Source organism: Pseudomonas sp. BN505, from assembly GCF_029873175.1.
Taxonomy (GTDB): domain Bacteria; phylum Pseudomonadota; class Gammaproteobacteria; order Pseudomonadales; family Pseudomonadaceae; genus Aquipseudomonas; species Aquipseudomonas putida.
The window spans coordinates 75,518-98,291 of the sequence record NZ_SSOI01000023.1 but is presented as its reverse complement, the minus strand read 5'-3'; the positions used below and the strand labels follow the sequence as shown (position 1 = coordinate 98,291).

At 65.4% G+C, this 22,774-nt stretch carries 22 protein-coding genes; 5 read left to right on the top strand and 17 right to left on the bottom strand.

Translation table 11 applies throughout. The features are described 5' to 3' along the window. A complete protein-coding gene (locus tag E8E78_RS04885; protein ID WP_016501846.1) occupies positions 1–306 on the top strand; it encodes a chaperone modulator CbpM in 306 nt (101 codons plus the stop codon). A 127-nt stretch (positions 307–433) separates the two neighbouring features. Here the strand turns inward: E8E78_RS04885 and E8E78_RS04880 are convergent, their stop codons facing one another. The 17 genes from E8E78_RS04880 to cbiE form a co-directional block, all read right to left on the bottom strand. After that, positions 434–949 carry a GNAT family N-acetyltransferase gene (locus E8E78_RS04880; RefSeq protein ID WP_197864401.1) on the bottom strand — a complete coding sequence of 172 codons (516 nt, stop codon included), beginning with the start codon at positions 947–949 and terminating at the stop codon, positions 434–436. A gap of 31 nt (positions 950–980) precedes the next feature. Next, the gene (gene urtE / locus E8E78_RS04875; protein WP_061202531.1) at positions 981–1,679 is read right to left on the bottom strand and encodes an urea ABC transporter ATP-binding subunit UrtE; all 699 of its coding nucleotides are present in this window, start codon (positions 1,677–1,679) and stop codon (positions 981–983) included. Positions 1,680–1,777: 98 nt separating this feature from the next. Further along, complete coding sequence (urtD, locus tag E8E78_RS04870) at positions 1,778–2,635, bottom strand: urea ABC transporter ATP-binding protein UrtD (RefSeq protein ID WP_016501843.1); 858 nt, start codon at positions 2,633–2,635, stop codon at positions 1,778–1,780. Continuing rightward, entirely contained in the window at positions 2,632–3,711 is a 1,080-nt protein-coding gene (gene urtC, locus E8E78_RS04865; protein WP_280311908.1) for an urea ABC transporter permease subunit UrtC, read from the bottom strand. Before urtC ends, urtD begins: the two co-directional genes overlap by 4 nt. Next, positions 3,711–5,159 (bottom strand): urea ABC transporter permease subunit UrtB, encoded by a 1,449-nt coding sequence (urtB, locus tag E8E78_RS04860; RefSeq protein ID WP_232099868.1) that lies wholly within the window; start codon positions 5,157–5,159, stop codon positions 3,711–3,713. Before urtB ends, urtC begins: the two co-directional genes overlap by 1 nt. Positions 5,160–5,336: 177 nt before the next feature. Further along, positions 5,337–6,602: an urea ABC transporter substrate-binding protein gene (gene urtA / locus E8E78_RS04855; RefSeq protein ID WP_016395201.1), complete on the bottom strand. Its 1,266-nt coding sequence runs from the start codon at positions 6,600–6,602 to the stop codon at positions 5,337–5,339. Positions 6,603–6,790: 188 nt separating this feature from the next. Next, positions 6,791–8,197, bottom strand: a complete 1,407-nt coding sequence (gene cycA, locus E8E78_RS04850; protein WP_016501840.1) for a D-serine/D-alanine/glycine transporter — start codon at positions 8,195–8,197, stop codon at positions 6,791–6,793. Positions 8,198–8,435: 238 nt separating this feature from the next. Further along, positions 8,436–9,803, bottom strand: a complete 1,368-nt coding sequence (locus E8E78_RS04845; protein ID WP_084966623.1) for a PepSY domain-containing protein — start codon at positions 9,801–9,803, stop codon at positions 8,436–8,438. 58 nt (positions 9,804–9,861) lie between these two features. Continuing rightward, complete coding sequence (locus E8E78_RS04840) at positions 9,862–11,928, bottom strand: TonB-dependent copper receptor (protein ID WP_084966622.1); 2,067 nt, start codon at positions 11,926–11,928, stop codon at positions 9,862–9,864. A gap of 66 nt (positions 11,929–11,994) precedes the next feature. Then, complete coding sequence (locus E8E78_RS04835; RefSeq protein WP_084966621.1) at positions 11,995–12,426, bottom strand: DUF2946 domain-containing protein; 432 nt, start codon at positions 12,424–12,426, stop codon at positions 11,995–11,997. 22 nt (positions 12,427–12,448) lie between these two features. Then, positions 12,449–12,934 carry a copper chaperone PCu(A)C gene (locus E8E78_RS04830; RefSeq protein ID WP_016501836.1) on the bottom strand — a complete coding sequence of 162 codons (486 nt, stop codon included), beginning with the start codon at positions 12,932–12,934 and terminating at the stop codon, positions 12,449–12,451. Between the two features lie 46 nt (positions 12,935–12,980). Beyond that, positions 12,981–13,370 (bottom strand): DUF2946 domain-containing protein, encoded by a 390-nt coding sequence (locus tag E8E78_RS04825; protein ID WP_041167905.1) that lies wholly within the window; start codon positions 13,368–13,370, stop codon positions 12,981–12,983. A gap of 145 nt (positions 13,371–13,515) precedes the next feature. Continuing rightward, on the bottom strand, positions 13,516–14,370 hold the full coding sequence (locus E8E78_RS04820; protein ID WP_016501834.1) for an SPFH domain-containing protein: 855 nt from the start codon (positions 14,368–14,370) through the stop codon (positions 13,516–13,518). Between the two features lie 26 nt (positions 14,371–14,396). After that, positions 14,397–14,834, bottom strand: coding sequence for an NfeD family protein (locus tag E8E78_RS04815; protein WP_016501833.1), 438 nt, complete (start codon positions 14,832–14,834; stop codon positions 14,397–14,399). 232 nt (positions 14,835–15,066) lie between these two features. After that, complete coding sequence (locus E8E78_RS04810) at positions 15,067–15,810, bottom strand: cobalt-precorrin-6A reductase (protein ID WP_061202525.1); 744 nt, start codon at positions 15,808–15,810, stop codon at positions 15,067–15,069. Then, complete coding sequence (locus E8E78_RS04805) at positions 15,807–16,901, bottom strand: cobalt-precorrin-5B (C(1))-methyltransferase (RefSeq protein ID WP_016501831.1); 1,095 nt, start codon at positions 16,899–16,901, stop codon at positions 15,807–15,809. Before E8E78_RS04805 ends, E8E78_RS04810 begins: the two co-directional genes overlap by 4 nt. Further along, complete coding sequence (cbiE, locus tag E8E78_RS04800; protein WP_049277724.1) at positions 16,894–18,105, bottom strand: precorrin-6y C5,15-methyltransferase (decarboxylating) subunit CbiE; 1,212 nt, start codon at positions 18,103–18,105, stop codon at positions 16,894–16,896. The genes E8E78_RS04805 and cbiE overlap by 8 nt, the downstream gene beginning before the upstream one ends. A gap of 244 nt (positions 18,106–18,349) precedes the next feature. On the opposite strand from cbiE, the gene cobG reads away from it, so the two are divergent. From cobG to cobJ, 4 genes are read left to right on the top strand one after another with little or no spacing between them, the layout of a single operon-like run. Beyond that, positions 18,350–19,681, top strand: coding sequence for a precorrin-3B synthase (cobG, locus tag E8E78_RS04795; RefSeq protein ID WP_016501829.1), 1,332 nt, complete (start codon positions 18,350–18,352; stop codon positions 19,679–19,681). Next, a complete protein-coding gene (locus tag E8E78_RS04790) occupies positions 19,674–20,300 on the top strand; it encodes a precorrin-8X methylmutase (protein ID WP_016489386.1) in 627 nt (208 codons plus the stop codon). The genes cobG and E8E78_RS04790 overlap by 8 nt, the downstream gene beginning before the upstream one ends. After that, positions 20,300–21,031 (top strand): precorrin-2 C(20)-methyltransferase, encoded by a 732-nt coding sequence (locus E8E78_RS04785; protein WP_016501827.1) that lies wholly within the window; start codon positions 20,300–20,302, stop codon positions 21,029–21,031. The genes E8E78_RS04790 and E8E78_RS04785 overlap by 1 nt, the downstream gene beginning before the upstream one ends. Further along, on the top strand, positions 21,019–22,716 hold the full coding sequence (cobJ, locus tag E8E78_RS04780) for a precorrin-3B C(17)-methyltransferase (protein WP_049277727.1): 1,698 nt from the start codon (positions 21,019–21,021) through the stop codon (positions 22,714–22,716). Before E8E78_RS04785 ends, cobJ begins: the two co-directional genes overlap by 13 nt. Positions 22,717–22,774 lie beyond the last annotated feature (58 nt).

Sequence of the window (22,774 nt, the reverse complement as noted above, 5' to 3'; positions counted from 1 at the left end):
ATGAGCAGCACCCTGATCGTTCAACTGGACATGCGTACCTTGTGTCAGGAAGCCGATGTCACGGCGGACTGCGTGATCGAGATCGTCGAACACGGCATTGTCGAACCCTCCGGGCGAACGCCTGAGGACTGGTTGTTCGACGATCAGGCGCCGTTGGTGGCCAAGCGCGCGGCGAAGCTGCACCAGGAGCTGGAACTGGAGTGGGAAGGGGTGGCGCTGGCGCTGGAGCTGTTGCAGGAAGTGCAGCAGTTGCGCAGCGAGAACACCATGCTGCGCCAGCGGCTGGGCAGGTTTACCCAGATGTAAGGTTTGCAGGGCCCGGCCTCTTCGCGGGTAAACCCGCTCCCACAGAGATCCCACATTGCCCAAGACATGTGAGGTCCCTTTGGGAGCGGGTTTACCCGCGAAGAGGCCAGCACAGCCGACATCAATTTCAGGTCGGTTCGGCCCGGGGGTTCAGCACCAGCTGCATGAAGGTCAGGTCCAGCCAGCGGCCAAACTTCACCCCCACCTGCGGCATCTGCCCGGTCACCACGAAGCCCAGCCGCTCATGCAGGCGCACCGACGCTGCATTGCCACTCTCGATGGCCGCCACCATCACATGCTTGCCACACCCGCGCGCACGCTCCACCAGCGCTGCCATCAACACCGGCCCCAGCCCTTTGCCACGCTGGTCTGCGCGGATATACACCGAGTGCTCAACGGTGTTACGAAACCCTTCAAACGGCCGCCAGTCGCCAAACGAGGCATACCCCAGTACACCCGTCTCATCCACTGCCACCAAAATGGGATACCCCTGCTGCGCCCGCGCTTCAAACCAGGCCTGACGGTTGCCGAGGTCAACCGGCGTTTCGTTCCAGATCGCCGTGGTGTTGCGCACCGCGTCGTTGTAGATGTCGAGGATGCCCGGCACGTCGGTGGGCAGGGCGTCGCGGATTTCGTAACTCATGACAGCGTCTCGCAGGGTCGTTGCTCGCAGATTAAATGGTTACCAGCCCGCGCACACCTTCGGCTTGCATGTTTTCGCCGCGGCCATGTTGCACGATCTCGCCACGGGCCATGACCAGGTACTGGTCGGCCAGTTCTTCGGCAAAGTCGTAGAACTGCTCCACCAGCAGGATCGCCATGTCGCCACGCTGGGCCAGGCGGCGGATGACCGCGCCGATCTCCTTGATCACCGAGGGCTGGATACCTTCGGTGGGCTCGTCGAGAATCAGCAGCCGTGGGCGGCTGGCCAGGGCGCGGCCGATGGCCAGCTGTTGCTGCTGGCCACCAGACAGGTCGCCGCCACGGCGCTGCTTCATTTGCTCCAGCACCGGGAACAGTTCGTAGATGAAGGCAGGGACTTCGCGGGCTTCACGGGCCGGGAAGCGTGACAGGCCCATCAGCAGGTTTTCCTCGACGGTAAGGCGCGGGAAAATTTCGCGGCCCTGGGGTACATAGGCGATCCCAGCCTGGACCCGTTGCTGCGGTTTGAGGCTGGTGATGGTTTTGCCTTCCCATTCGATGCTGCCGTCACGGGCGGGTACCAGGCCCATCAGGCAGCGCAGCAGGGTGGTCTTGCCCACGCCATTGCGGCCCAGCAGGCAGGTGACTTCGCCGACCCTGGCTTCGAAGGACAGGCCGCGCAGGATATGGCTGCCGCCGTAGTACTGGTGCAGGGAGTCGATCTTGAGCATGTGAGTGTTCCTGAAAGAGTTACTGTGCCTGTGCTGGCCCTTTCGCGGGCTTGTGGGAGCTGGCTTGCCGGCGATAGGGCCGGTACAGGCTTCAATGTCTAGCGGCCCAGATACACCTCGACCACCCGCTCATCTGCCTGCACCTGCTCCAGCGACCCTTCTGCCAGCACACTGCCCTGGTGCAGCACGGTCACATGGTCGGCAATGCTGCCGACAAAGCCCATGTCATGCTCCACCACCATCAGCGAATGCTTGCCAGCCAGGCCCTTGAACAGCTCGGCGGTAAATTCGGTCTCGGCGTCGGTCATGCCGGCCACTGGCTCATCCAACAGCAGCAATTGCGGCTCTTGCACCAGCAACATGCCGATTTCCAGAAACTGCTTCTGCCCGTGCGACAGCAAGCCGGCCTGGCGCTGGGCCAGGGGCAGCAGGCGCAAGGTGGTCAGCACTTCTTCGATGCGCTGGCGCTGCTCGCCACCCAGGCGCGCGGCCAGGCTGGCCCACACCGACTTGTCGGTCTTCAGCGCCAGCTCCAGGTTTTCGAACACCGTCAGTGCCTCGAACACCGTGGGCTTCTGGAACTTGCGGCCAATGCCGGCCTGGGCGATCTGGTATTCGCTCATGCGGGTCAGGTCGAGGGTGTCGCCAAAGTAGGCGCTGCCAGTGTCGGGGCGGGTCTTGCCGGTGATCACGTCCATCATCGTGGTCTTGCCGGCGCCGTTGGGGCCGATGATGCAGCGCAGTTCGCCCACGCCGATGTACAGGTTCAGCCCGTTGAGCGCCTTGAAACCATCGAAGCTGACGCTGATGTCCTCCAGGCTCAGCACTGTGCCGTGACGGGTGTCGAGGCCGGCCTTGCGGCTTTGGCCCAGGCCGATTGCGTCGCGACTGGCGCCGAGGGTGTCGAACACCGGTTCGAGCATGAATTCAGGGTGGACCGGGGGCACGCCTCTCATGGCTGGCTCCTTTTCTTCAACAGGCCGACCACGCCCTTGGGCAGGTACAGGGTGACGAGGATGAACAGCGCGCCAAGGAAGAACAGCCAGAACTCCGGGAAGGCCACGGTGAACCAGCTTTTCATGCCATTGACCAGGCCGGCGCCGAGCAGCGGGCCGATCAGCGTGCCGCGCCCGCCCAAGGCTACCCACACGGCGGCTTCGATGGAGTTGGTCGGCGACATTTCGCTGGGGTTGATGATGCCCACCTGCGGCACATACAGCGCGCCCGCCAGGCCGCACAGGACGGCGCTGAGCACCCACACCAGCAACTTGAAGCCGCGTGGGTCGTAGCCGCAGAACATCAGGCGGTTCTCGGCGTCGCGCACGGCGGTGAGCAGGCGGCCGAACTTGCTGCGGGTCAGGCGCCAGCACAGGTACAGGCTGGCCAGCAGCAGCCCGACGGTGAGCAGGAACAGCACCGCGCGGGTGCCTTGTGCGGCAATGTCGAAGCCGAGGATGGTGCGAAAGCTGGTGAAGCCGTTGTTACCGCCGAAGCCGGTTTCGTTGCGGAAGAACAGCAACATGCCAGCGAAGGTCAGGGCCTGGGTCATGATCGAGAAGTACACGCCCTTGATCCGCGAGCGGAAGGCGAACCAGCCAAACACCAGTGCCAGCAGCCCAGGCGCCAGCACCACCAGGCACATGGCCCAGGCAAAATGCTGGGTACCGGCCCAGTACCACGGCAGCTCGGTCCATGACAGGAAAGTCATGAACCCCGGCAGGCCGTCACCGGCCGCCTGGCGCATCAGGTACATGCCCATGGCGTAGCCGCCCAGGGCGAAGAACAGGCCGTGGCCCAGCGACAGCAGGCCGGCGTAGCCCCAGACCAAGTCCAGGGCCAGAGCGACGATGGCGTAGCAGAGGATCTTGCCGACCAGGGTCAGGGTGTAGGCCGACACCTGCAGCGCGTGATCCGCCGGCAGCAGCGACAGCAGCGGCAGGGCCAGCAACAACAGGACGACGACGGCGCCGATGGCCAGTGTGAGGCGCGGCCCGGCCTTTTGCGTAGCGGTGACAAGCAGTGGCTGGTTCATCAGTCGATTACCCGTCCCTTGAGGGCGAACAGGCCTTGCGGGCGCTTCTGTATGAACAGAATGATCAACGCAAGGATGAGGATCTTGCCGAGCACGGCACCGATCTGCGGCTCCAGCAGCTTGTTGGCGATGCCAAGGCCGAACGCGGCCCAGAGGCTGCCGGCCAGCTGCCCGACACCGCCCAGCACCACCACCAGGAACGAGTCGATGATGTAGCTCTGGCCCAGGTCCGGGCCGACGTTGCCGACCTGGCTCAGGGCCACGCCGCCGAGGCCGGCGATGCCAGAGCCCAGGCCAAAGGCGAGCATGTCGACGCGCCCGGTAGACACGCCGCAGCAGGCGGCCATGTTGCGGTTCTGGGTGACTGCGCGCACGTTCAGGCCCAGCCGTGTGCGGTTGAGCAGCAGCCAGGTGAGCAGCACCACGGCCAAGGCGAAGCCGATGATGACCAGGCGGTTGTACGGCAGCACCAGGTTGGGCAGCAGCTGAATGCCACCCGAGAGCCACGCCGGGTTGCTCACCTCGACGTTCTGCGCGCCAAACAGCAGGCGGATGGCCTGAATCAGCATCAGGCTGATGCCCCAGGTGGCCAGCAGGGTTTCCAGCGGGCGGCCGTACAGGTGGCGGATCACGGTGCGTTCCAGCGCCATGCCGACCCCGGCACTCACAGCGAAGGCCACCGGCAGGGCAATCAGCGGGTAGAACTCGATGGCACCCGGGGCGTAGCGCTGCACCAGCACCTGGACCATATAGGTACTGTAGGCGCCCAGCATCAGCATCTCGCCGTGGGCCATGTTGATCACCCCGAGCAGGCCGAAGGTGATGGCAAGGCCGAGCGCCGCCAGCAGCAGGATCGAGCCCAGCGACAGGCCGCTGAAGGCCTGGCCGAGCAGTTCGCCCACCAGCAGCTTGCGTTTGACCTGGGCCAGGCTGGTTTCGGCAGCGGTGCGCACCCCCGGGTCGGCTTCAGCGTCGGGTTGCAGCAGCGCTTCAAGGCGGGTGCGGGCCAGCGGGTCACCGGTTTCGCCCAGCAGGCGCACGGCGGCCAGGCGTACTGCCGGTTCGCTGGCGCCCAGTTGCAGGTTGGCCAGGGCCAGGCCGATGGCGGCGTGCACGGCAGCATCCGGCTCGCTGGCGAAGCGCCGGTCGAGGAAGGCCATTTGCGCGGGTTGTGCGCTTTTTTGCAGTTGCTGGGCGGCGGCCAGGCGCGTTTCGCTGTTGTCGCTGAGCAGCTGGTGGCTGGCCAGGGCGTTGTCGATCAGGCCGCGCAGGCGGTTGTTCAGGCGCACCTTGCGGGTGTCGTCAGTGGCAATGCGGCCCTGGCGCAGGTTGTCCAGCAGTGGCAGGCGCGCGGCATCGGGTTGCGCCGCCCAGCTTTCGAGCAGGCGGGCCTGCTCGGCGGGCTTGGCGGTGAGGAAGAATTCGCCCTCGCTGGCCTGGGTGGCCATGGGGAGTAGCAGAAGCAGGGTGAGCAGCATTCTGAGCATGCGGGCAATCCTGGAATACAGTGGTGGATTCTTCGCGGGCTTGCCCGCTCCCATAGGTATTTCACTGGTCCAGAGGGCAGTGGGGACCTGTGGGAGCGGGCAAGCCCGCGAATGGGCCGCATAGCGGCCCCAGTGCACTCAGTTACCTTTCACTGCGTAGTCAGGTCGCTTGTCATTCCCTGGAATGAACGGGCTCCAAGGCTGCGCCCGCAGCGGCTGCTCGGTTTCCCACACCACACTGAACTGCCCGTCATCCTGGATCTCGCCGATCATCACCGGCTTGTGCAGGTGGTGGTTGGTTTTGTCCATGGTCAGGGTGAAGCCCGACGGTGCCTTGAAGCTCTGCCCGGCCAGTGCTTCACGCACCTTGTCGACGTCGGTGGACTTGGCCTTCTCGGCGGCCTGCGCCCACATGTGGATGCCCACGTAGGTGGCTTCCATCGGGTCGTTGGTCACCGCCTTGTCAGCGCCTGGCAGGCCCTTGGCCTTGGCGTAGGCCTTCCAGTCGGCGACGAACTTCTGGTTCACCGGGTTATCCACCGACTCGAAGTAGTTCCACGCGGCCAGGTGCCCCACCAGCGGTTTGGTGTCGATGCCGCGCAGTTCTTCTTCGCCTACCGAGAACGCCACCACCGGTACGTCGGTGGCCTTCAGGCCCTGGTTGGCCAGTTCTTTGTAGAACGGCACGTTGGAGTCGCCGTTGACCGTGGAAATCACCGCCGTCTTGCCGCCGGCGGAGAACTTCTTGATGTTGGCGACGATGGTCTGGTAATCGGCGTGGCCGAACGGCGTGTACACCTCTTCGATGTCCTTGTCGGCCACGCCTTTGCTGTGCAGGAAAGCGCGCAGGATCTTGTTGGTGGTGCGCGGGTAGACGTAGTCGGTGCCCAGCAGGAAGAACCGCTTGGCGCTGCCGCCATCTTCGCTCATCAGGTATTCGACGGCAGGAATGGCCTGCTGGTTGGGGGCGGCGCCGGTGTAGAACACGTTCGGCGACATCTCTTCACCCTCGTACTGCACCGGGTAGAACAGCAGGCCGTTGAGCTCTTCGAACACTGGCAGCACCGACTTGCGCGACACCGAGGTCCAGCAGCCGAACACCACCGCGACCTTGTCCTGGGTCAGCAGTTGGCGGCTCTTTTCAGCGAACAGCGGCCAGTTGGAGGCCGGGTCGACCACCACCGGTTCGAGCATCTTGCCGTTCACGCCGCCCTTGGCGTTGATCTCGTCGATGGTCATCAGCGCCATGTCCTTGAGCGAGGTCTCGGAAATGGCCATGGTCCCCGACAGCGAATGCAGGATGCCAACCTTGATGGTCTCGGCGGCCTGGATGCTCCAGCTCAGGCCCATCGCCGCAATCGATGCGCTGAGGGTAAAAGCCTTGATCAGACTGCGACGCTTCATGTGCTCTCTCCGCTGAGTTTTTTAGAGTGTTGGGCAAGCGGGGAGGGGCGTTGCAAGGGGTGTGCCTAGTGGCGAAATGGGCGTAATAGAGGGGTTGTGCGAGGTGTTGGGGCGTTTGCGAGGTCCAGGTTGGTGCCTGGGACATTGATGTGCACAGGATTGGGGCTGCAGAGCAGCCCCCGAGGCTATCAGCCGTTGCGCACAGCCGAACGCGGATGGCGCCTGCTGCGTACAAACTGATAGGTCACCGCCAGCAATACGAACCAGATCGGCGTTACCACCAGCGCTGAACGCGTGTCCGCCTCCAGGCTCAGCAACACCAGAATGAAGGCAAAGAACACCAGGCACACGTAGCACATGAAGCGCCCGCCCGGCATCTTGTACTTCGACGCCTGATGCAGCGCCGCACGGTTTTTGCGGTACTTCAGGTACGACAGCAAAATCAGCGTCCACACGAACATGAACAGCACCGCCGAAACCGTGGTCACCAGGGTGAACGCCTCGACCACGTTCGGCACCAGGTAGATCAGCACTGCACCGAGCAACAGGCAGGTGCAGGAGAAGTACAGGCCGTTGGCCGGCACCGAGCGGCTCGAAAGCTTCTCGAACGCCTTGGGTGCATCACCCTCCTGGCTCAGGCCGAAGAGCATGCGGCTGGTGGAGAACACGCCGCTGTTGGCCGACGAGGCCGCCGAGGTCAGCACCACGAAGTTGATGATGCTCGCCGCCGCCGGCAGGCCGGCCAGCACAAACAGCTCGACGAACGGGCTCTTGCCCGGGACCACGTCGCGCCAAGGTGTCACGGCCATGATCGCGATCAGCGCCAGCACATAGAACACGATGATGCGGATCGGGATCGAGTTGATCGCCCGCGGCAGGGTGCGCTCCGGGTTTTTCGCTTCGGCGGCGGTGGTGCCCACCAGCTCGATACCGACGAAGGCGAACACGGCGATCTGGAACCCGGCGAAGAAACCCATCAGCCCATGGGGGAACATGCCGCCGTCATTCCACAGGTTGGCCAGCTGTGCAGTGCGCCCGCTGGGCGAGGTGAAGCCGGTGATGACCATGTACAGGCCGGTGGCGACCAGGCCGAGAATGGCGATGATCTTGACCAGGGCGAACCAGAACTCCATCTCGCCGAACATTTTTACCGTCACCAGGTTCAGCGACAGCAGCAGCCCTACGCAGGTCAGCGCCGGTATCCACTGCGGCAGGTCGGGGAACCAGAACTGCGTGTAAGCGGCGATGGCGACCACGTCGGCGATACCGGTGACCACCCAGCAGAACCAGTAGGTCCAGCCGGTGAAGTAACCGGCCCAGGGGCCGAGCAGGTCGGCCGAGAAGTCGATGAACGATTTGTAGTTCAGGTTCGACAGCAGCAGTTCGCCCATGGCGCGCATGACGAAAAACAACATGAAGCCGATGATCATGTAGACGAAGATGATCGACGGGCCCGCCAGGCTGATGGTCTTGCCCGACCCCATGAACAGGCCGGTACCGATCGCGCCGCCGATGGCGATCAGCTGGATGTGGCGGTTGGTCAGGTTGCGTTGCAGGTGCTGCTCTTCTTGTGGTTTTGGTGAAATTGCGGTCATAAGCTGCATTCCCTTGAAAGTCGCCGGCTAGGCTAACACGGGCGTTCCAATTCGAGATCGCGACAGATCGCCACGATTTTCAGATGGCAGCCGTGCTTTCGCAGGAAAAGTTCGAGACCTTCACCGGCTTCTTCGCGGGCATGCCCACTCCCACAGGTATCGCGCCACGCCTGAGGGCGGCAGAGATCCTGTGGGAGCGGGCAAGCCCGCGAAGAGGCCAGTGCAGGTTATGCAGGGCTCAGGCGCTGGCCAGCTCCCGGCGGCGGCGCACCACCAGGCTGTCCACCACCCACATCACCACCATCGATACGCCCACCAACGGGAACATCAGCCCCAGCACCAGCATCACCCCCACCGCCGCCTTCCAGCGCGGCAGGTCATGGCGCAGCGGCGGCACACCCAGCCCGCCTTCAGGCCGGCGCTTCCACCACATCACCAGCCCGCTCACCGACCCCAGCAGGATCATCAGGCACACCAGCAGGATGATGATCTGGTTGAACGCCCCGAACATCTTGCCCTCATGCAGCATCACCCCCAGCTCGGTGGCGCGGGCGACCGGGCTGTAGTCCTGCCAGCGCACATCGGCCAGGACCTTGCCGGTGTACTGGTCCACATGCAGGGTGGCGTCGTTGCGAGGGTCGTCGGCGAACACGGCAATGGTGAACACTCCGTCAGCCGTGGTCGGCAGGGTAATGCTGTAGCCCGGCTCGACCTGGCGGGAGGTGGCGATGTCTTCGACCTGCTGCACGCTCACCTGGGGCGCTGCGGGCAGGTCCGACATCATGTGGTGCCCGGCGTGTTCGGCGTGTGCGCCGGACTGCGGCATCGGCGTGTTTTCCATCGCCCAGGGCACGGTCTGGCGGTGGGCACTATTAAGCTCACCCGCCTGCTGGTCCGACTTGGGCACGTCGTTCCACATGGCTGCCGGGAAACGGTTCCACAAATCGGCGTACTGCTTGCCCCAAAGCCCGGTCCAGGTCATGCCGCTGACCAGCATCAGCAACAGCAAGGCCGAGCCCCAGAAGCCGGTAACTGCGTGCAGGTCGCGCCAGAACAACCGGCCGCGTGCCGACAGCCGTGGCCACAGCACGCCAGCGCCATTGCGCCCGCGTGGCCACCAGAGGTACAGGCCCGACACCACCAGCACGATGCCCCAGCCTGCGGCCAGCTCCACCAGGCGGTCACCGACCGTGCCAACCATCAGCTCGCCATGCAGGGCGCGGGCGATGGCCTGCAGATTCTGCTTGGCGTCCTGCTCGCCGAGCACCTTGCCGCTATACGGGTCGACGAACACGTTCAGTTCGCGCCCGCTGTCATGCACCACGAACTGCGCACTGCGCTCGGCGTTGATGGGCGGCAGGTACTGGCCGACGTGGCCTTTGGGGTAAGCCTGGCGCACTTGCGCCAGCATCGCATCGGCGCCCTGTCGGTGGTGGCCGGCTTCGACCACCATCAGGTCGCGGTACAGCAGCGGGTCGAGCTGCGGCTTGAACAGGTAGATGATCCCGGTGATCGCCAACAGGATCATGAACGGGGCCACGAACAGCCCCGCATAAAAGTGCCAACGCCAGGCCAGGTTATAGAAATTGGTGCGTGTTCCTCTCATGGGAACCTCCTGTTTGACCAGCAGATGGGCGCAACCGAAGCTGCGCCCGTGGTTGTTGTCAGAAGCTGAAGTCGACCTTGGTCCAGAAGGTCCTGCCTGGCTCGTTGACCGACTGTGGATCGGTAGCCGGGTAGCCGAACCCGGCGTTCCCGGCCAGGTTCAAGTGCTCGGCGTAGGTTTTGTCGAACAGGTTGTCGACCCCTGCGCTGAGCTTGAGGTTTTTGTTCACCTTGTAGGCGCCGTTCAGGGAGAACACGCCGAAGCCGGCGCTCTTGTCGTAGTCCTTGCCGACCACGTTGCCCTGGTTCTCGGCAATGCGGTTTTGCGCCGCCACCAGCCGCCACAGTGCACCGACGCTCCATACATCGCGGCTGTAGGTCAGGCCGAGGCGGCTTTCCAGGGGTGGCATTTGCGGTAGCGCTTTGCCATCACTGCTGTTCTTGCCCCAAGCGTAGGCCAGCGTGCCGTCGGCCTTCCAGTTTTCGGTCAGCTGGTAGGCGGCACCCAGTTCGCCGCCCATGATGCGGGCGTCGATGTTCTGTGCCTGCGAGGTGCTCATGCCCATCATGCCCGTGCGGTAGTCGAACAGGATGTAGTCGCGGATTTGCCCGACATAGCCCGAAGCCCAGGCTTCCAGGCGCTCGGTGCGGTACTGGATGCCGAAGTCGAGCTGGGTGGTCTTCTCTGGCTTGATGCCGTCAAAGGCATTTGCTGCACCGGGCGGTGCCAGCTTGGGCGAGAACAGCTCCCAGTAATCGGGGAAACGCTGGGCATGGCCGAGGCCGATATAGGTGGTGGCCGGGATGGCTGCCAGGTCGTGCTCATAGCGTATGAAACCGCTGGGCAGGGTGTCGGCGCGGCTATCACCTTCTGTGGCGCTGCCTTTACGGAAGTCTCGGGCCGAGGCGCGGTCCAGGCGGGCACCGGTGATCAGCCGGTCGTCACCGCTGACGTACCAGGTCAGTTCGCTGAAGGCACCGTAGTTGTGGAAGTCGGCGTCCTTGGTCCAGGCCTGGCCCTTGTGTGCGTCTACGCCCATGCCCCCACGCTGGCGATGTTCGTTGGTTTGCGCGTCGATGCCACTGATCAGCTGCACATCGGCCCAGCGCCAGGTGGCCTTGATGCGTGCCCCCATGGTGCGACGGTCGACGTTGCTGACCATCGGCATGCCCATCATGCCGCTGCCCGATGGGGTACGCAGGCTGTAGTTGTCCATCACATGGTCGGCGTAGTTGTAGTAGACCTGCGCCTCGACCTTGTCGAGCACCTCGCCAAGGTTGGACTTTTCAAAGCGCAGGCCCAGGCTTTCACGCTTGAACTGCGAGCCGTCCATGCCGCGCCCGGCATAGCGGGCCTCTCCATCGCCCTTGCCGGCCGTCAGCTCCAGCAGGGTGTCCTGGTCGGGCGTCCAGCCGAGGGCGACATCGCCGTTCCATTTTTCCCAGCGCGACGGCACGGTGTCGTTGTTGCCGTCGTGGTAGTCATCCGAGCGCGACTGGTTGCCGACGAAGCGGGCGTAGGCCTGGCTGTTGCCGGCGGCGGCATCCAGCACCTTGTCGAAGCGGCCGTTGGAGCCGGCCAGCAGGCTGGCGTTTACCCGGCTGCCGAGGGTGCCGAACTTTTCGGGTTCGCGTTCGAAAAGAATGGTGCCTGCCGAACCGCCCGGGCCCCAGATCACGCTTTGCGGGCCTTTGATCACGGTCAGGCGGTCGTAGGTTTCCGGCGAAATATAGGACGTGGGCGCGTCCATGCGGTTGGGGCAGGCGCCCAGCATCAGGCCGCCATTGGTGAGGATATTCAGGCGCGAGCCGAACATGCCGCGCAACACCGGATCACCGTTGGTGCCGCCGGCGCGGATCGCCGAGAAGCCGGGGATGGTCTTCAGGTAGTCGGCGCCGTCGCTGGCCGGCACTGGCTGGCGCGGGTCTTTCGGGTTGGTGACCACGGTCAGCGGCGAGCTCGGGGCCACGGCGGTGATTACCGTCGGGCTCAGCTCGGGTGCGTCGTGCGCATGGCCTTCATGGCCAGGGTCGGCGGCCAGGGCCACGGGCGCGAGCAGCGAGCCGCACACGGCGGCGAGGGCCCCACGCAGGGACAAGGCAAAAACAGGGGTACAGCCGGACATAATGATTCCAGTCGATCAGTCATGAGTTAGCGCGAAGCCTCCTGGCTCCGTGCGCAAAATGTGGGTTCAGACGCTGATCGAGGAGGGTGGGGCGCGGCTGCGCGCACCGGGGAATACAGCCTGCCGGGCATGGCCCTGGTGCGTTGGCGCAAGCAGGTGGGTGGTGGGGACGACGCTGCCGGCGCTGAGCGGGCTGAGGGCCTGGGGCAGGGCCGGGCAGTTGAACAACAGGCTGCAATAACCGCACTTTTCCCACATCACATGCAGCTGGCCATCGCCGCCGTGGCCGTGATGGGCGTCTCCGCCATGCTCATGGGCAGCCGCCATCGGCATGTCCATCGGCATGCTCATACCGGCGTGGTGGTCCATCGGCATCGACTGGGAAATCAGCGGGCCGATGAAGATCATCCACATGGCGAACAGGCTCAGCCATCCGCCACCGGCGCGCCTGCGGTCAGGGCGGGTGGTACGGCTGATGCTGTTGCGCGGCAGGCTCATGGCGAGTGCCTGTCAGCAGGTGTCAGTGCGCGTGTTCGTGGGCTTGCGGCTGGTCCGTTGGCGCCTGCTTCTGCACGGCCACTTCGACGGTGACGTCGCCGGCCTTCTCGAAGTGCAGGGTCAACGGGAAGCGCTTGCCGTCGCTGAGCAGGCTGCGGTCCTTGGGCTGCATCAGCATCACATGGTAGGCGCTGGGGGCGAAGGTCAGGTCCTTGCCGGCAGGCACTACAACGCTGGGTACTTGCTGCATCTTCATGGCACCGCTGGCGCTCATGGCGTGCTCGTGCAGTTGCGCGTCATCGCTGATGGGGCTGTCGACACTCAACAGGCGGTCATCGGCCTGGCCATTGTTGTGCACCACGAAATACGCGGCGACATTGGGGGCGTTGGGCGGCAGCTGCAGCGACCAGGGGTGGGCGATGTGCAGGTCGCCCACGCTGTATTCGTGGGCATTGGCAAAGGCGCCGGGCAGCAGCAGGGCGGCCATGACGAGGGCGTGCTTGAGCATGGTGAATCTCCGTTCTGTTCAGGTTCAGGCAGACAGCGAGATGAACTCAGGCCAGCGGAGAGGCACGGGGATTTAACGCTGGCCAGAGCTGGCGCGGCGTGGGCTGGTAGTCGGCGGGGGGCGGCAGCAGGCCGGCAAACAGTGTTGGCGGGTTGTGCAGCTGCGGCGGGTAGCCGGGCAGGGCCAGCAGTGGTGCAGCGCCCGAGCAGCACCAGCAATTCATCATGCTGGCGCTGTCGTCGCTTTGCGGGCCGAGGTCGATCTTGGCCAGGGCCTGGACGTCGACCTTGGCCTTGTTGGCCATGCTGGAACAGAAAGCCCCCCACAGCAGCTGCTCGGCCGGGCCCTTGGGCACGGCAGAGGCCAGCGGCATGGCCAGCAGGTTGAACAGCACTGCAAGGCAGGCTATCCAGGCGATGTGCCGACGTGGGGGCATGGAGAGATCCGGTCAGGAATCGTGGTGGCTATTGTAAGGCGGAGTATAGGTAAAAATGGCGGGGTGCGGTGAAGTGACGCAGGCAGGCAGTTGAATCGGTGTCGCCGGCTTCGCGGGCGTGCCCGCGAAGAGGGTGAAATCAATCTCAAGCCTTGTTTCGGCCCATCAGCCCGCGTACGGTCTCTTGCAGATCCGCCGGCAACACCACCACCTTGGCGTTGTTGCTGCTCGCCAGGTTCTCCATGGCCCCGACATAACGCTCACCCAGCAAATACATCGCCGGCACGGTCTCGTTGCCCACCGCTTCCTTGACCAGCGAAATCGCCCGCGCCGAGGCCTCGGCCAGGCTGATCTGTGCTTCGGCATCCAGCCTGGCCGCCTGCAGGCGTGCTTCCGCTTCCAGGATCGCGGCCTGCTTGGCACCTTCGGCGCGGGTTACATCGGCCTTGCGCTCACGCTCGGCCGCCGCCTGGCGCTCCATGGCCAGTTGCATGTTTTCCGAAGGCTTGATGTCCTGGATTTCCACCGAGCGCACGGTCACGCCCCAGTCTTCGGTCTGCTCCGACATCGCCTCGCGCAGGCGTGCCTTGATCTGCTCGCGGCTGGACAGCGCTTCGTCCAGGTCCATGGCACCGACGATGGCGCGCAGCGAAGTCATGGTCAGGCTGGTGACGGCGAACGAGAAGTTCTGCACGCCATAGGAGGCTTTCTGCGGGTCGACCACCTTGGCGAAGCACAGGGCGTTGGCGACGATCACGGCGTTGTCTCTGGTGATGATTTCCTGCTGCTGCACATCAAGGATGATGTCCTTGGTCGGCAGGCGATAGGCGACCACATCCATGTACGGGATGAGGATGTTCAGGCCGGGCTTGAGGGTGCTGTGGTAGCGGCCCAGGCGCTCGACGATCCATTCCTCGCCCTGGGGCACGATACGTACCCCCTTGAACACGGTGATCAGGACGAACAGGGCGATGGCGGCGACAACGATGAGGCTGGTCATGATGCGAAATTCCTTTTAGTGCGGATTCAGGCCCGGATGACACGGGCAGTGTTGCCCTCAATGGCGGTAAGGCGCACCCGCTCGCCAACCGGGATCTCGCTGTCGGCAATGCAGATCCATTCTTCGCTGCCAAGAATCGGCTTCTGGAAACGCACGCGGCCTTTCTGAAACTCTGAAACGCCAGCGGTCAGCAAGCCCACCTCGCCGATCACGCTGTCGGCAGTCCAGCGCACGTCTGGCTGCTTGCGCCGGAATACCTTGAACCACAGCGCGGTGGTGACAGACGACAGCAGTACCCACAGCAGCACCTGCATGTCCAGTTGCAGGCTGGGGGCGGCGAGCGAGATGAGCGAGACCAGCACGGCACCGATGCCGAACCAGAGGATGAAGAACGTCGGCAGGACCAGTTCGAGCAGGATCAGCGCGATGCCAAAGACCAGCCAGATCCACCATTGCATTTCCATATGGGTGAAACCTTCCGGGGGAGGGGAAGTTGAGTTTACGGCAGCAGTACGACCTGGGACCACGTGTGGGCCTGAAAGAAAAATCCGAAAGGGCTGTAGGGTAATGGTCCGATACAGGTTTTAAGCCTGGCACGGTCTTCTGTGGGAGCGGGCGTGCCCGCGAAGAAGACGACTCGGTGTATGGCACCGGCTTGGCCGGTGTTCGCGGGCTTGCCCACTCCCACAGGGGCCCCTAGCGTGCTTGCGAGATGTGTTGATGCAAGTCGAGTGCTGCTGCCATGTCAGCCTGCGATTCGAATGCGCGGTCAACATCCGGCAACGCCGGGCGCTTGAGGATCAGCACCGGCACCCCAAGCTCCCGCGCCACCTCGAGCTTCGGCTCGGTCGCCACACTGCCGCTGTTCTTGCTGATCAGCACATCGATAGTGCGGCGCTGGAACAACGCCCGTTCATCCACAATGTGGAATGGCCCGCGCGCGCCAATCACTTCGCAGCGCTCGTTGCCAGGGCACGCTTCCAGCGCACGCAGCGTCCAGAACTGCTCCGGTGGGATCTCGTCCAGGTGCTGCAGTGGCTCACGCCCCAGCGTAAACAGCGGCCTGCGGAACGGTTTGAGCGCGTCGATCAGCCCCGCCCAGTCCTCGACTTCGCGCCAGTCATCCCCCGCTTGCGCCTGCCAGGCCGGGCGGCGCAAGGCCCAGCACGGGATGCCAGCGTTGCGTGCGGCGCTGGCGGCATTGCGGCTGATCTGCGCGGCATAGGGATGGGTGGCATCGATCAGCAGGGTGATGCCCGCCTCGCGCAGGTAGCTGGCCAGGCCCTCGGCACCGCCAAAGCCCCCGACCCGCACCTGGCATTGCAGGTCCTGCGGCACGCGGCCGATACCGGCCAGGCTATAAACATGCTGTGGGCCGAGGCGGCGGGCGATGGCGAGGGCTTCAGTAATACCGCCCAGCAGCAGGATGCGCGTGGTCATTGCACACCTGCCTGGCCAACGATGCCGCCCTGGCGGTCGATGGCGAACACTTCCACTTGCACTTGCGCCGGCACGACGCTGCGGGCGAAGGCCAAGGCGTGAGCACACACTGCATCTCCCAAGGCGATACCGGCAGTATGCGCGAGGGCGAGCGCTTGCTGGCTGGTGTTGGCGCCGATGATGGCCGCTTGCAGCGTTTCGTCAGCGCCAATGTCTGCCGCCCAGCCGGCCAGTTGCGGCAGGTCGATGCTGGAATGGCGGCTGTGCAGGTCCATGTGCCCGGCGGCCAGTTTGCTGATCTTGCCGAAGCCACCACACAGGGTCAGGCGTGGCACCGGCACCTTGCGCAGGTGCTTGAGTACTGCGCCGACGAAATCGCCCATTTCGATCAGGGCGATTTCCGGCAGGCCGTAGACCCGGCGCATGGTGTCTTCACTGGCGTTGCCTGTGCAGGCGGCGATGTGCGTGTAGCCGTTGGTGTGGGCCACGTCGATGCCCTGATGGATCGAAGCAATGTAGGCCGCACAGGAGAACGGCCGCACGATGCCGCTGGTGCCGAGGATCGACAGCCCGCCGAGGATGCCCAGGCGCGGGTTCATGGTCTTGAGAGCGAGTTGGTCGCCGCCCTGCACATTGACCGTGACCTCGAAGCCACCGAGGTAGCCGCACTCGTCGGCCAGGCGTTGCAGGTGTTCAGTGATCATGCGCCGTGGCACCGGGTTGATGGCCGGCTCACCCACCGCCAGCACCAGCCCCGGCCGGGTCACGGTGCCAACGCCGGCCCCGGCGACAAAGCGGATACCCGGTTCGCCCAGCAGGCGTACCTGGCTGTAGAGCAGGGCGCCGTGGGTCACGTCCGGGTCGTCGCCAGCATCCTTGAGGGTGCCCGCTTCGGCACGCTCGTCAATCAGGCGGCAGAATTCCAGGCGCATCTGCACCACCTTGCCCTTGGGCAGGGTAATGCTGACGGCGTCGCTGCTTTCGCCGTTCAGCAGCAAGCGAGCGGCTGCCAGGCTTGTGGCGGTGGCGCAGCTGCCGGTGGTCAGGCCGCTGCGCAGGGGCGCGGGCTGTTCGCGGGTTTCTTCACGCATCGACGGGCTTCACCACTTCCAGCAGGGTGATCGGCAGCGCCTGGCGCCAGGTGTCGAACGCGCCCAGGGGCTGGGCATGGGCGACATGGATGCGGGTCAGCTCGCCACCGTGCTGCTCGCGGAAATGCGCCAGGGCCAGTTCGCTTTGCAAGGTCACTGCATTGGCCACCAGCCGCCCGCCTGGGCGCAGGTTGGCCCAGCACAGGTCCAGCACGCCTTCGCGGGTGACGCCCCCGCCGATGAAGATTGCATCGGGCTGCTCCAGGCCTTGCAGTGCCGCAGGCGCCTTGCCGCAGACCAGTTGCAGGCCGGGTACACCCAGCGCGTCACGGTTGTGTTCGATGAAGCCTTGGCGGCCTTCGTCGGCCTCGATGGCCAGGGCGCGGCAGGCCGGGTGGGCGCGCATCCATTCGATGCCGATCGAGCCGCAGCCCGCGCCCACGTCCCACAGCAGTTCGCCGGGCTGGGGCGCCAGGCGCGCCAGGGTGATGGCGCGCACGTCACGTTTGGTCAGTTGGCCGTCGTGCCGGAAGGCGCTGTCGGGCAGCCCGGCCAGCCGGTGCAGGCGTGGCGCATCGGGCGCGGCCAGGCACTCGATGGCCACCAGGTTGAGCGTGGCGATATCGGCGTGCGGCCAGTCCTGGGCGGTGCCGGGCAACTCGCGTTCTTCCTGGCCACCCAGGTGCTCGAAAACCCGCAGGCGGCTTGGCCCGAAGCCACGTTCGCGCAGCAGTGCAGCAATTGCCGCCGGGCTGTCGCCATCGTTGCTCAGCACCAGCAGGCGCATGCCGCTGTGCAGGTGGGCATTCAACGCCGCCAGTGGCCGCGCCACCAGCGACACAACCTGCACCTCCTGCAACGGCCAGCCCAGGCGGGCGGCGGCCAGGGCGCAGGAGGAGGGCATCGACAGCACGCGCATTTCATCGGCGGGCACCTGCCGCGCCAGGCTGGCGCCGACGCCGAAGAACATCGGGTCGCCGCTGGCCAGCACGCACACCGGCTCGCCGCGCAGGGCCAACACTGGACCTAAGGAAAACGGGCTTGGCCAGCCCAGCCGCTCGCCGGGCACGCAGCGCGGCAGCAAGGCCAGCTGGCGCGGGCTGCCGAAGACCCGCGCAGCGCCCAACAGCGCGCGCCGGGCCTGCTTGCCCAGGCCACTGAAGCCGTCTTCGCCGATGCCTACTACTGTCAGCCAGGGTGCCATGTATTTCATTCCGCCATTTTTTGGGGCCGCTTCGCGCCCCTTCGCGGGCACGCCCGCTACCACAGGTACAGCGCAGCCATTGAGGGTAGCGATGATCCTGTGGGAGCGGGCGTGCACGCGAAGAGGGCGACACAGCCCTGGATTTCTCCTCAATCGCTGAGGATGCTCGACCACCGGCTTTTCATGCCGCCGGACAAAGCAGGCATAATACCGCGCCTTCTACACTCAAGCGCATTTTCACAGATTGCCGGACGCCCCTTTGACGCAGGCCCATGCCCCCAACGTTTCGCCCCGCCCCTCGGCCTGCCCGGGGTTGTGGCGCATTGTCAGTGCCCGTGATGGCGGCATTTGCCGCATCAAGCTGCCGGGCGGCCTGCTGCTGGCCGACCAGGCCGAAGCGGTGGCGACGGCGGCCGAGCGCTTCGCCGGCGGCGTGATCGAGGCCACCAACCGTGGCAATTTGCAGATTCGCGGCATTGGCAACGAGCATCGGGCCCTGGTCGAGACCCTGCTCGCCGCTGGCCTGGGTCCGCGCGACGCGGCCGGTGACGATGTGCGCAACCTGATGCTCAGCCCGCTGGCCGGGCATGACCCGGCGATGCTGCTGGACGCACGGCCCTTGGCAGGTCAGATCCTCGACTTGTTGGAAGGCACCCCGCGCTTTCACCAGTTGTCGGCCAAGTTTGCCGTGCAGCTGGATGCCGGCGAACGCCTGGCCATGCTCCGACACCCCCACGACCTGTGGCTATCGGCCCTGCGTCTGGAGCAGCAGACCTGGCTGGCGTTCGGCCTGGCGGGCTGCCCGGCGGACGGCCAGGTGCTTGGCGCCGTGCCGCTGGCGCAGGGCCTGGCGCTGGTGCGTGCGGTGCTGGAGCGCTTTCTCGATCTGGCAACCCCGATGCAATCGCGCATGCGCCAGCTGCTCGAGGTGTGCCCGGCAAGCGATTTCGTCGATGGGCTCGGCCTGGGCATCCGCCGCGATGCCGCCGTGCTTGCCTGGCGCCGTGAACATCACCGCGCCTCCTGGCTGGGCACGCTGCCACAGGCAGATGGCGTTGCCCTTGGCGTCGCCCCGCCGCAAGGCCGCCTGACCCCGGCCATGCTGCGCGGCGCCGCGCAGGTTGCCCGTGAGCGGGGCGATGGCAGCTTGCATCTCAGCCCCTGGCAAAGCCTGGTGCTGACCAACCTGCAAGCCGACTTCATCGACCAGGCCCAGGCTGATCTCTCGGCCCTGGGCCTGCTGTGCCACGACCACGAGCCGCTGGCGCGTATCAGCGCCTGCACCGGTGCCAGCGGCTGCGCCAAGGCCCTTGGCGAAACCAAGGCCGACGCCGTTGCCCTTGCCGCGCTGCTGGGCCCTGGCGTGCCTGCCAGCGTGCACTTGTCTGGCTGCCCCCGTTCCTGCGCCGTGGCCCATGTTGCCCCGGCCACCCTGCTGGCCCGCTCGCCGGGCCGATATGACCTCTATCTGCGTGACGCGCGCCAGCCGGGCTTCGGCGCCCTGCGCGCCACCGACCTTACCTTGAATGAAGCAGGCGCCATGCTCGACCTGCCGACGGAGCACCTTGATGATTGACTACATCCGCGATGGTCAGGAGATCTATCGCAATTCCTTCCGGATCATCCGTGAGGAAGCCCGACTCGAGCGGATCCCCGCAGACCTCGAAAAGCTCGCCGTACGCGTTATCCACGCCTGTGGCATGGTCGATGCCATTGATGGCCTGCAGTTCTCCGAAGGTGCCGGCCGGGCCGGGCGCGAGGCGCTGCTCAACGGCGCGCCAATCCTGTGCGATGCGCACATGGTCGCCGAAGGCATCACCCGGGCCCGCCTGCCAGCCGACAACAAAGTCATCTGCACCCTGCGCGACCCAAGCGTACCGGGCCTGGCCAAGGACGCCGGCAACACCCGTTCTGCCGTAGCCCTTGAGCTGTGGCGCCCGTACCTTGAAGGCAGTGTGGTGGTGATCGGCAATGCGCCCACCGCCCTGTTCTACCTGCTGGAGATGATTGACGCCGGTGCACCCAAGCCGGCGCTGATCCTCGGCTTCCCGGTAGGTTTCGTCGGTGCTGCCGAGTCCAAGGCGATGCTCGCCGCCGACAGCCGTGGTGTGCCGTTCGTGATCATGCAAGGCCGCCTGGGCGGCAGCGCGATGGCCGCCGCCGCGGTCAACGCCCTGGCCACGGAGGTGGAGTGATGGCGCCGCGTGGACGTCTGCTTGGCCTGGGCGTGGGCCCGGGCGACCCTGAACTGATCACCCTCAAGGCCCTGCGCCTGCTGCGCGAAGCGCCAGTGGTCGGCTACTTCGTGGCCAAGGGCAAGCGTGGCAATGCCTTCGGCATCATCGAGGCACACTTGCAAGCGCAGCAGACGCTGTTGCCGCTGGTGTACCCGGTCACCACCGAAGCCTTGCCGGCGCCGCTGTCCTACGAGCAGGTGATCAGCGACTTCTACGACGAAGCCAGCGTGCAGGTGGCCGAGCACCTGGATGCCGGTCGCGACGTGGCGGTGATCTGCGAAGGTGACCCGTTCTTCTACGGGTCCTACATGTACCTGCACGACCGCCTGGCGCAGCGCTATGAGGCTGAAGTGATCCCTGGCGTGTGCTCGATGCTCGGTGGCGCCTCGGTGCTGGGTGCGCCGCTGGTGTACCGCAACCAGAGCCTCTCGGTCTTGTCTGGCGTGTTGCCCGCCGAGGAGCTCAAGCGTCGCCTGGCCGACGCCGATGCAGCAGTGATCATGAAGCTTGGGCGCAACTTCCCGAAAGTACGCGAAGTACTGACCGAACTGGGCCTGGACGGGCGCGCGCTGTATGTGGAGCGGGCCACCATGGCCAACCAGAAGATCGTGCCGCTGGATCAGGTTGATCCACAGTCGTCGCCGTACTTCTCGCTGATCATCGTGCCGGGGGAAAAATGGCAGGGCTGAACATCCACAAGGCGCCGGCGATCATCATTCTTGGCCCGGGCAGCCTGGCGACGGCGCAGCGTATCCAGCACTGTTATCCACAGGCCACGATCCATGGCCTGGAGGGGCGTGTCGAGGGTGCAGACCAATCTTACAGCACGTTCGGCGACACCCTGCGCGGGTTGTATCAGCAGGATACGCCGATCATCGCCCTGTGCGCTGCGGGCATTGTCATCCGTAGCCTGGCCAGCCTGCTCAGCGAGAAGGGCAGCGAGCCGCCGGTTCTGGCCGTGGCCGAAGATGGCAGTGCGGTGGTGCCGCTGCTCGGTGGCCTGGCTGGCGTGAATGTGATGGCACGCGAAATCGCAGAGGTTCTGGGCGTTGCTGCTGCGATCACCACCAGTGGCGAGCTGCGTTTCGGCACTTGCCTGCTGAACCCGCCGCAGGGTTATGCACTGGCGGATATCGAGCAAGGCAAGCGCTTTGTCTCCGATTTGCTGGCCGGCGAGGCGGTGCGCGTCGAAGGCGATGCACCTTGGCTGGAGCACGCGCAGCTCCCCGCCAGCGAGAGCGCCCGGCGCACCATCCATGTCGGCCATCAGGCACGCCCGAGCAGCCGTGATGAGCTGCTGATCCACCCGCGTTCGGTGGTGGTGGGCGTCGATACCGCCGACCTGCAACGCATCCGCGCCGCGCTGCAGGCGGCGGGTATCGCCGAACAATCGCTGGCTTGCCTGCTGGCTGGCGAGCACGCCATGGCTGATGCAGCCCTGCACGAGGCCGCGCAGGCCCTTGGCGTGGCGCTGCGTTTTGCGGCCAAGCCTGGCGATTTGCGAGGCATGCTGGCCCAGGCGCTGCCCGGCGCCGAGCTGATCGAGCAGGCGGATACCGTCATCGCCGTGGCCCCGGCGCCGGTGGATGCCGCGCAGGTCGGCCGCCGTCGTGGCCGGCTGGCGGTGATCGGCCTCGGCCCCGGCGCTGCCGAGCTAATGGTGCCGGCGGTCAAGGCCGAACTTGCACGCGCCGAGGACATCCTCGGCTACGAAACCTACGTGCGCATGGCCGGGCCGTTCCGTGACGACCAGGTAATGCACTGCACCGACAACCGTGAAGAGATGCAGCGCGCCCGGCATGCCTTCGAGCTGGCGGCACAAGGCCGTTCGGTGGTGGTGGTCTCGTCGGGCGACCCAGGCGTGTTCGCCATGGCCGCTGCAGTGCTCGAAGCGCTGCACGAATCCAGCGACCCCGCCTGGCATCGCGTCGACCTCGAGATCCTGCCAGGGGTGTCGGCCTCGCTCGCTACAGCTGCGCAGGCGGGGGCACCGCTGGGCCATGACTTCTGTGTGATGTCGTTGTCGGACAATCTCAAGCCCTGGTCGATCATTGAAAAGCGCCTGGACCTGGCGGCCCAGGCTGACCTGGTGCTGGCCTTCTACAACCCGATTTCCAAATCCAGGCCGCACCAGCTCGGGGTGGCCCTGGAAGTTGTGCGTCGCCACCGCGAGGGGAACACGCCTGTAGTCCTTGGGCGCGACATCGGTAGGCCGGGGCAGACGCTTAAGGTAGTCACCTTGGCCGAGCTGCTGCCGGAAATGGTCGATATGCGCACCATGGTTCTGGTTGGCTCCTCTACAACCTGTGTATTCCCTCGCCTGTCGGGTGGGGTGTGGGCCTACACGCCGCGTTGGTACCCCACCGCCAACTAGTTGCGTCGGAAACTCTTCAGCGCGCTTTGTGGCCAGCGCGCTGGCTAAGGTGATTGCC

What these genes read in the sequence shown, in the direction of transcription:
- E8E78_RS04805 (WP_016501831.1), bottom strand. Translation starts at nt 16,901, where the DNA reads ATGCGTGAAGAAACCCGCGAACAGCCCGCGCCCCTGCGCAGCGGCCTG.
- E8E78_RS04810 (WP_061202525.1), bottom strand. Translation starts at nt 15,810, where the DNA reads ATGACCACGCGCATCCTGCTGCTGGGCGGTATTACTGAAGCCCTCGCC.
- E8E78_RS04835 (WP_084966621.1), bottom strand. Translation starts at nt 12,426, where the DNA reads ATGAGCCTGCCGCGCAACAGCATCAGCCGTACCACCCGCCCTGACCGC.
- E8E78_RS04845 (WP_084966623.1), bottom strand. Translation starts at nt 9,803, where the DNA reads ATGAGAGGAACACGCACCAATTTCTATAACCTGGCCTGGCGTTGGCAC.
- E8E78_RS04880 (WP_197864401.1), bottom strand. Translation starts at nt 949, where the DNA reads ATGAGTTACGAAATCCGCGACGCCCTGCCCACCGACGTGCCGGGCATC.
- E8E78_RS04885 (WP_016501846.1), top strand. Translation starts at nt 1, where the DNA reads ATGAGCAGCACCCTGATCGTTCAACTGGACATGCGTACCTTGTGTCAG.
- E8E78_RS04815 (WP_016501833.1), bottom strand. Translation starts at nt 14,834, where the DNA reads ATGGAAATGCAATGGTGGATCTGGCTGGTCTTTGGCATCGCGCTGATC.
- cobJ (WP_049277727.1), top strand. Translation starts at nt 21,019, where the DNA reads ATGGCAGGGCTGAACATCCACAAGGCGCCGGCGATCATCATTCTTGGC.
- cbiE (WP_049277724.1), bottom strand. Translation starts at nt 18,105, where the DNA reads ATGGCACCCTGGCTGACAGTAGTAGGCATCGGCGAAGACGGCTTCAGT.
- E8E78_RS04785 (WP_016501827.1), top strand. Translation starts at nt 20,300, where the DNA reads ATGGCGCCGCGTGGACGTCTGCTTGGCCTGGGCGTGGGCCCGGGCGAC.
- urtD (WP_016501843.1), bottom strand. Translation starts at nt 2,635, where the DNA reads ATGAGAGGCGTGCCCCCGGTCCACCCTGAATTCATGCTCGAACCGGTG.
- urtC (WP_280311908.1), bottom strand. Translation starts at nt 3,711, where the DNA reads ATGAACCAGCCACTGCTTGTCACCGCTACGCAAAAGGCCGGGCCGCGC.
- urtA (WP_016395201.1), bottom strand. Translation starts at nt 6,602, where the DNA reads ATGAAGCGTCGCAGTCTGATCAAGGCTTTTACCCTCAGCGCATCGATT.
- E8E78_RS04820 (WP_016501834.1), bottom strand. Translation starts at nt 14,370, where the DNA reads ATGACCAGCCTCATCGTTGTCGCCGCCATCGCCCTGTTCGTCCTGATC.
- urtE (WP_061202531.1), bottom strand. Translation starts at nt 1,679, where the DNA reads ATGCTCAAGATCGACTCCCTGCACCAGTACTACGGCGGCAGCCATATC.
- E8E78_RS04840 (WP_084966622.1), bottom strand. Translation starts at nt 11,928, where the DNA reads ATGTCCGGCTGTACCCCTGTTTTTGCCTTGTCCCTGCGTGGGGCCCTC.
- urtB (WP_232099868.1), bottom strand. Translation starts at nt 5,159, where the DNA reads ATGGCCACCCAGGCCAGCGAGGGCGAATTCTTCCTCACCGCCAAGCCC.
- E8E78_RS04790 (WP_016489386.1), top strand. Translation starts at nt 19,674, where the DNA reads ATGATTGACTACATCCGCGATGGTCAGGAGATCTATCGCAATTCCTTC.
- E8E78_RS04830 (WP_016501836.1), bottom strand. Translation starts at nt 12,934, where the DNA reads ATGCTCAAGCACGCCCTCGTCATGGCCGCCCTGCTGCTGCCCGGCGCC.
- cycA (WP_016501840.1), bottom strand. Translation starts at nt 8,197, where the DNA reads ATGACCGCAATTTCACCAAAACCACAAGAAGAGCAGCACCTGCAACGC.
- E8E78_RS04825 (WP_041167905.1), bottom strand. Translation starts at nt 13,370, where the DNA reads ATGCCCCCACGTCGGCACATCGCCTGGATAGCCTGCCTTGCAGTGCTG.